Annotated in this window: 4 protein-coding genes; 1 reads left to right on the plus strand and 3 read right to left on the minus strand. The window is 38.9% G+C overall.

The annotated features are described in order from the left end of the window. The first annotated feature begins 550 nt into the window (after nucleotides 1–550). Entirely contained in the window at nucleotides 551–727 is a 177-nt protein-coding gene (locus IEX12_RS22385) for a twin-arginine translocation signal domain-containing protein (protein WP_188725936.1), read from the plus strand. Nucleotides 728–1,434: 707 nt separating this feature from the next. Here the strand turns inward: IEX12_RS22385 and IEX12_RS22390 are convergent. From IEX12_RS22390 to IEX12_RS22400, 3 genes are all read right to left on the minus strand, one after another. Next, nucleotides 1,435–1,971, minus strand: coding sequence for a shikimate kinase (locus tag IEX12_RS22390; RefSeq protein WP_188725937.1), 537 nt, complete (start codon nucleotides 1,969–1,971; stop codon nucleotides 1,435–1,437). Nucleotides 1,972–2,586: 615 nt separating this feature from the next. Further along, entirely contained in the window at nucleotides 2,587–4,389 is a 1,803-nt protein-coding gene (gene glmS / locus IEX12_RS22395) for a glutamine--fructose-6-phosphate transaminase (isomerizing) (protein WP_155555424.1), read from the minus strand. Between the two features lie 791 nt (nucleotides 4,390–5,180). Beyond that, on the minus strand, nucleotides 5,181–6,986 hold the full coding sequence (locus tag IEX12_RS22400; protein WP_155555425.1) for a S9 family peptidase: 1,806 nt from the start codon (nucleotides 6,984–6,986) through the stop codon (nucleotides 5,181–5,183). Between the last annotated feature and the right edge of the window lie 484 nt (nucleotides 6,987–7,470).

Below are 7,470 nucleotides of genomic sequence, written 5' to 3' on the forward strand. Positions count from 1 at the left end.
CCTATTCATTATAAAGGATTTTTTGTTGCCTAGACAGTCAAAAATCGAACATTACCAACATTTTTTATTATTAGATATAATTAATGCAATGCTAATGCATTACCATGTAAAAATTATTCTTCTATGCAGTGAAAAACCAAGTTAATAATCCATGGAAATCACTAATTATTTACCTCTACACTATTTATTTCTGATAATGCATTAAAAAACAAATCGGGTTGTTCCATCATTGTCATATGCCCAGCATCAGGAATGATAAAGATTTTTTTATTTGGGGCCTTTATTTCTTCAAAGTATTTTTGAGCAATGGTGTATGGTGTCTGCCAGTCATTTCCGCCCAAGACATAGGTAACTTATTTAAAGTATTACAATAAACCTCGTTTTTGATGGAACGGTCTTTGGTTTTTAAGACCGTTCCATCAAAAATGAGGCCAGCAAGCAACAGCGCGGTAGCCGAACAAGGTGTACAAAATGGGAGCGCCTGGAATATTGGTATGAAAGCAACGTCGAGAAAAACTTGACACATACATAGAGGGAGGAAGAAAAGTGTTTGTCTGATAATGATGATAAAATTAATATATCTTCACATGACAATGATAAAAACTATAATTCAAGTCGACGAAGATTTGTCAAGAATACAGGAATGGTGGTCGGAGGTTTAGCTGGAGGTTCGCTGCTTGGCGGACTTTTGACGAATCAATTCCAAAAAAAATGCTACAATAGATAACCCTAAAGAAAACAATAAGAAAGAGGCATATACGGAAGCGCTCATATTTTTCACAAGATATGAAGACTTTGTTGTTCTGGAACAAGCTACCGAGTGCATTTTAATCGTTAAGCCTTTTTTATAACCGCATGGTCAATGATAGCTAACGGTCCAAATCCAGTATCCGCATGTTTAGCCCCAAGAATATTCCCCGGTTGGACACGTGTAATTGTGAATGGACTTTGAAAGGCTGTCTATGACTTTCCGCTACAAGTTTTTGTAAAAATACAAACTCCCCCTTCATCATAGTATACAAGAAAATCGATTATCCAAAAGGAGATCGATTTTATGATGATCATATGATTTTAGTTATTTATTTAATAGCATACGGATCCTGTTTTATCTTTTACATTACGCACAAATATACCACCCACATCTACCACCATTCATACAACAACTTCCTCAGGAATATGATGTACGTTATATTGGCACTAATCCTTACTGTGGAATAGCGTTAGCAAGTATATATTAGCCTCATCTAATATATAACACGCTTTCCAACTAACATGATACATAAGGGTTTGGTGTTTGTTCTTTTACATTTAAGCAATGAAAAAGATTGATCAAAATGGATTCTTCTCTAACCGATTAAAGAGGTTTGATCATTCAGTTTAATGGTCTAGAGGTATATGGCTATTGACACACTTATACGACTAATCTGTTTCCAGTCATGCTAAAAGTAATGCCTCTAAATCATCTACCGCCTCGGAAGCACTTTTTCCATCAATACGATATTGATAGTTTGCCCTGTTATATGTTCTTCCGAAGTATTCTATATCAAGGCTAATTTCTTTTAAATAATACTTTTCACTTTCCTTAGATTGTTCCACTTCAATTGGATTCGAATAATCATCATAAAACCTTATACGCTGCAATATGTTTTTTGCCCTATCTTTTAAAACGACCGTTACCAGACTGTCATCCTGCTTAATAATCCGCCAATAAGAATCCATCAATCCGCTTGGTGGCATAGCTATAATAAAATCATCTTCATTCTCTTCAAGAATTTTGCTTAGAACAACTCTTGCCACCTTTCTATAGCTATGCTCTGTTAAAAAATCTCTTTTTAGAAATGAAATCGGACGGTTAAAATAATTCTCAATTTCATAATCAAAATCAAAAAACTTATAGTCCACTTTGTCGGCAAGCATTTTTCCTATAGTCGACTTTCCTACACAGGATACACCAGTAAGCACAATTCTCATCCGTTTTCCCCTCCTGCTTAAAGACGCAAATTTTATAGTACGAGCCCAGTACGCTATTATTTTCACAAATTTTGTTGATAGCGTTGCAGCTAATAACCCTTGAACAACAAGTCTTTCCTGTCCACCTGGGGTTATATGATGAATCACTTTATCATCTGAAATATTGTAAATAATTGAATATCCCTAACTGTAAAAGTCCGTTCAAACGTAATTAATAATAAATATGTTTATTATTTTTTCAAGAACTTCTCTCCAAACAGGAGAAAGTTTCCTACATTCTTTACAAGTTGTACACCCAATTTATATCCATATATTTTCCTTTTTTCTTTTATATATTTTGATCTGGGTGAGCAATCTAATGAGGAGAAATCTTGAATTTTTAGCCGTAACTGATAATATGCACTGCTAGATTCTCTATCGTCTTTTTCCACTTATCAAATTTGGGTGTCTTTTTCTTTTCGCCACAAAAACACCCCTTTAGACAATCATATCCAAAGGGGTAAAACTTCGCAACTTTTTTATAAACATCGCGACTTTGTTTTAAACATCGCATCTTTTTTACAAACGTCGCGACTTTATTTTAAACTTACAGCAAAACTCATAATCCACCTAACCCTACTCCACCGTCACACTCTTCGCCAAATTCCTCGGCTTATCAACATCACAGCCACGGTGCAACGCTGCATAATATGCCAGTAACTGCATAGGCACAACCGTTACAAGCGGTGACAATAATTCATGAACATACGGTAAAACAAATGCATCACTATCTTGCTCCAGGCCTTTCATGCTGACGACCATTGCATTTGCTCCACGAGCGACTACCTCTTGCACATTACTGCGGATTGCGTAGTTGACTTCGGCTTGGGTTACTAGTGCAATAACTGGAGTACCTTCTTCAATTAACGCAATTGTTCCATGCTTTAACTCGCCACCAGCGAAACCTTCTGCTTGAATATAGGAGATTTCTTTAAGCTTTAATGCACCCTCCAGGCAAACAAAGTAGTCACTGCTTCTACCGATGAAAAATGCGTTGCGCGTTGTCTCCAGGTAATTTCTTACAAGACCTTCAATTGTTTCTTTCTGATCCGTTAAAATTTCCATCGCATTGGCAGCAATCGCCAGCTCCTGCATCGGATCAAAGTCTAATGCAAGACCTTTTGCCCGGGCTGTATCAACCGCTAAAATTGCCAATACTGCCATTTGTGCTGTATATGCTTTTGTTGATGCGACAGCGATTTCTGGCCCTGCATAAAGATTCAATGTGTAATCTGCTTCACGAGAAAGGGTGGATCCTGGCACATTTGTAATCGTCAGTGCTGGATGTCCCATTTCTTTAATTTTTACTAATACTGCACGGCTATCGGCTGTTTCTCCGCTTTGGGAAATAAACACAAATAATGGTTTTTCCGATAGGAGTGGCATGTTATATGAAAACTCGCTTGCTACATGGACTTCAACTGGAATCTTAGCTAATTTTTCAATGAACTGTTTTCCAACCAACCCAGCATGATAACTTGTTCCGGCAGCAATGATATAAACACGGTCACATGCTTTCATTGCTTGGCGTACATTTGCATCGAGTTTCAGTTCATTATTTTCATTTTGATATTCATTGATAATTTTCCGCATGACAAATGGCTGTTCGTCAATCTCTTTCAACATAAAGTGCGGGTATGTTCCTTTTTCAATATCACTTGCGTCAATTTGTGCTGTGTATGGTTTGCGATCGACGACTGTACCATTAAGCTTTTGAACCTCAACGAAGCCGCGGTTCACTAAGACAATTTCCTGGTCAAAAATCTCAAGATATTGATCCGTTACTTTTAATGTAGCCATTGCATCGCTCGCGACAACGTTGAACCCATCACCTAAACCAACCAATAGTGGGCTTTTATTTTTTGCCACATAAAACGTTTCCTGATCTTCTGCATCGATCATGCCGATTGCGTAGGAACCTTTTAAAAGACTCACTGTTTGACGAAATGCTTCAGCAGTATCTTGATCTTTTTCAAAAAATTTTTCGATTAGCTGAACAACAACTTCGGTATCTGTTTCACTGACGAATGTTACACCCTCAAGAAATTCCTTTTTCAATTCCTGATAGTTTTCGATAACACCATTATGAACGAGTGTAAATCTGCCTGACGCGCTTTGGTGCGGGTGTGCGTTTTCTTCGCTCGGTACGCCATGTGTCGCCCAGCGGGTATGGCCGATTCCCATTGTTGCATGAACAGCGCTATCCACTCGATCCCGAAGTGTTGCGATACGCCCTTTTACTTTAAAAAGGTTCATTCCGTCATCATTTAGCATCGCAATTCCAGCTGAGTCATAGCCGCGATATTCCAATTTTTCTAATCCATTTAGCAATATTTCTTTCGTATCATTCTGCCCAATATAACCTACAATTCCACACATATCGTTGTTTCCTCCTTGTATTAAAGGGGCAACAAACGACCATTACATTAAGAAAAACACTAAAGCGTCTTTCGTAAAGCAAGAGGTCAGAAGTCAGACGTAAGAATCGCCTATTTCGCTGAAAAAGGTCTAAAAGTCAATTCCTAAGCTAACTTCCAACATCTTGCCTCTTACTTCTGTTACGGGGCGTTTTGCTGCCCCTTTCTCGTGATTGTTTTTGTCATCCCGCTTTCTTCTTTGTACAACAAGTTGCCTCATTGGTTTGAGAACAAAGCATAACGATTGAGATGTACAACCGGGAGGAATCCGCCGAATACACTCGATTAGCCTCCACCTCGTCAACTATTTTCTTTACCGATCTGAAAATAGTTCTGGCGCTTTTCTTGCTTTTAATTAGCTATCCACCTTTCTGCATTAAACTGAATGACCCACCCGGGACAATTTCGAATGAGCACACCATTCATTTTAACCGACAATCAATGAATTGGTCAATCTTTTTCTTAGGGGTGGTATTATTTAGTTTATGAAGGGCTGTAAAATATGTTCATTGCTATTGGCCTTCATTACTTCGTATGTAATATACCCAAAAAACATCTTTTCTGTTTGCTCACTGGCGAACTTAGAGCATTTACTGTCCGAATTTGGAAGTTTACTGTCCAAACTTGGCGGTTTACTATCCGATCTGGCACATTTATTGTTCAAAACCCTGCAGTTACTTTCCAAGCGTGTAAAAACACACAGGAATCAGGTAAGACCGTACCGGGCGGTCATACCTGATTCCTCCATTTCGCTTATGCGCGCTGCTTTTCATCCTGATGCTTTGCCAAAAAGTCTAGCATTCGTGTATAAACCTCGATCTCATTTTCCTTTTTTGAAAATCCGTGACCTTCATCTTCCATGACAAAATACTCAACATCACGGCCTTTTTCCTTTAATTTGGCAACAATCTGGTCGGATTCCTCTTTCACAACCCGCGGATCCTTTGCCCCTTGGATGACAAGCATCGGTTTAACCATACCATCCAAATATGTAACTGGGGAATCTTTAATAAACCGTTCCTTGTCACGTTCCGGGTCACCTATCCAGCGTTCCATGATTGGCTTCCAATGCGGTGGAACAGAATTAACGAATGTGAATAAATCGGATGGGCCAAATATATCAACGACAGCCTTGAAGTATTCCGGATGACGTCCATGTAACAATAAAGCCATGTACCCGCCAAAACTGCCGCCAACCAGAAATAGTTTATCACGATCGGAAATATTATTCACAAACAGCCACTCCATTCCGGCTACACAGTCCAGTCTTGGTCCTTCTCCCCAGTCCTGTTCCACCAGTTTTACAAATGAAGATCCATAGCCAGTACTCCCGCGGAAGTTCGGTGCAAAAATACTGTATCCGCGGTTGAGAAAACATTGAAACATCGAGCGGAATGTTTTTCGTTCAGCCGCCTGTGGTCCACCATGCGGCCAAAAAATCGTATGGCCATTGTCGGAATCCGGTTCAGCTTTAAACAATAATGCTTCGATTTCCATTCCATCAAACGATTTATACGAAACAACTTCCGGTTCGACCATATCTTCACTACTAACACCAAGTACAGTATTATTGGTCAACCGTTTCCAGCTGCCGCCATCAGCTGAATAATAAATATTCATTGGTTCGGTAGCATTAATACCCAGCACATATAATCCACCGGACTGCGCCACATGAATTTGGCCAATAACATCAATCGGCAGGGCCAGTTCTTCCAGCTCCTCGCTTGCAATATCATACCGATACAGACCATCCACTACACCATTTTCCGTAACAAGATAAAGAGTGTTTTGCTTTTTATTGAATTTCAGTGATTGTACACTTTCCTGATCAATCGTAACAACTGCAGAAAATTGTTTCGTTTGCAAATCGAACTTTGCCAGATAGCTATACTCACTTTCATAGTCCGTGACAAAGTAAATGGTCGAATTATCGGTAAAGACAGGATCAAACGTTACGTGAACCTTTTTCGGATCGGGAGTAAGACTAAACGCTTGGTCGCCAGCTTTTACAATACTCGTTACGTACGTATTGGCAAAGGCGCGCAAATAGACGCATGTATGCTCATCATCCGATACAGCAGCTAATTCAGTGGGAGAAAGTTCACCAGTGTTGATTAACGTATCAGAACCATCACGCAAATTTCGTACCCGTGCGTTCAAATACGATGGATTGCTTTCCGAGGTCATGTAATAAATACGTTCCCCGTCATCGCTTAAATGGGAAAAGTAATACTTCTCCTTTGCATCACCTGTGATCAGTGACTGCGGCAAGCCGCCATCATAAGGAATGGCATATACATGGTGGTTTTCATCACCATCTTTATCAAACCCTGCCAATACATACCGGTTTTCCGGATCAAATGTAATAAAACTGCATGACTCATCCTGATGGGCAAACAAATATGGATAATTATCAGGCAGATCCATCGCCCACAGGTTCATTTTTCCGTTTAAATTTGCTGCAAAAACAAGACGTTTCTCATCTTTGCTAACAGCAAAATTTGTAATCGCGTACGTTCTGAAAAATTGCTCGACAGCCGGTTTTGGAAACTGTATCATCGAATTCCCCCTGAAAGTTTTATATTTATAAATTCGATACAGGAAGCCACTTTTCCTGCTTAAATGGAAGTACGTTAGCTAACTACCAAAATTGTTTCAGGATAGAGGTTATCAAACCAATTTTCAGCTATGCTACTTAAGATTGAATCCTATTCTATGTAGACTGATTTTCCTCAGTAGAGGTATACCCCCTCCCCCGATCACGGCCTTTCATTTGAAACAATAAAACATGCTGAAATACGTAACTCCTACTACATTACATGCCCCCTTCCATGTTTATTTACTATTTCACCAAAAACTCATCCGTATTATTATTACTCAACTTTCGCAGAGTAAAAATGTAGTTTAACTTAGGTACAATACTAGTCAATAGCTAATGTGTTATGTTTTAAGTTTACCTAAAAATAATGATTGACTTCCAACAAAAAATAGGCATCGAAAAGTTCTAGTGATAAATGAACTTTTTGATGCCTATTTTAACGTT

Origin of the sequence: Lentibacillus populi (assembly GCA_014642895.1) — a bacterium.
Lineage (GTDB): Bacteria > Bacillota > Bacilli > Bacillales > Amphibacillaceae > Lentibacillus_C > Lentibacillus_C populi.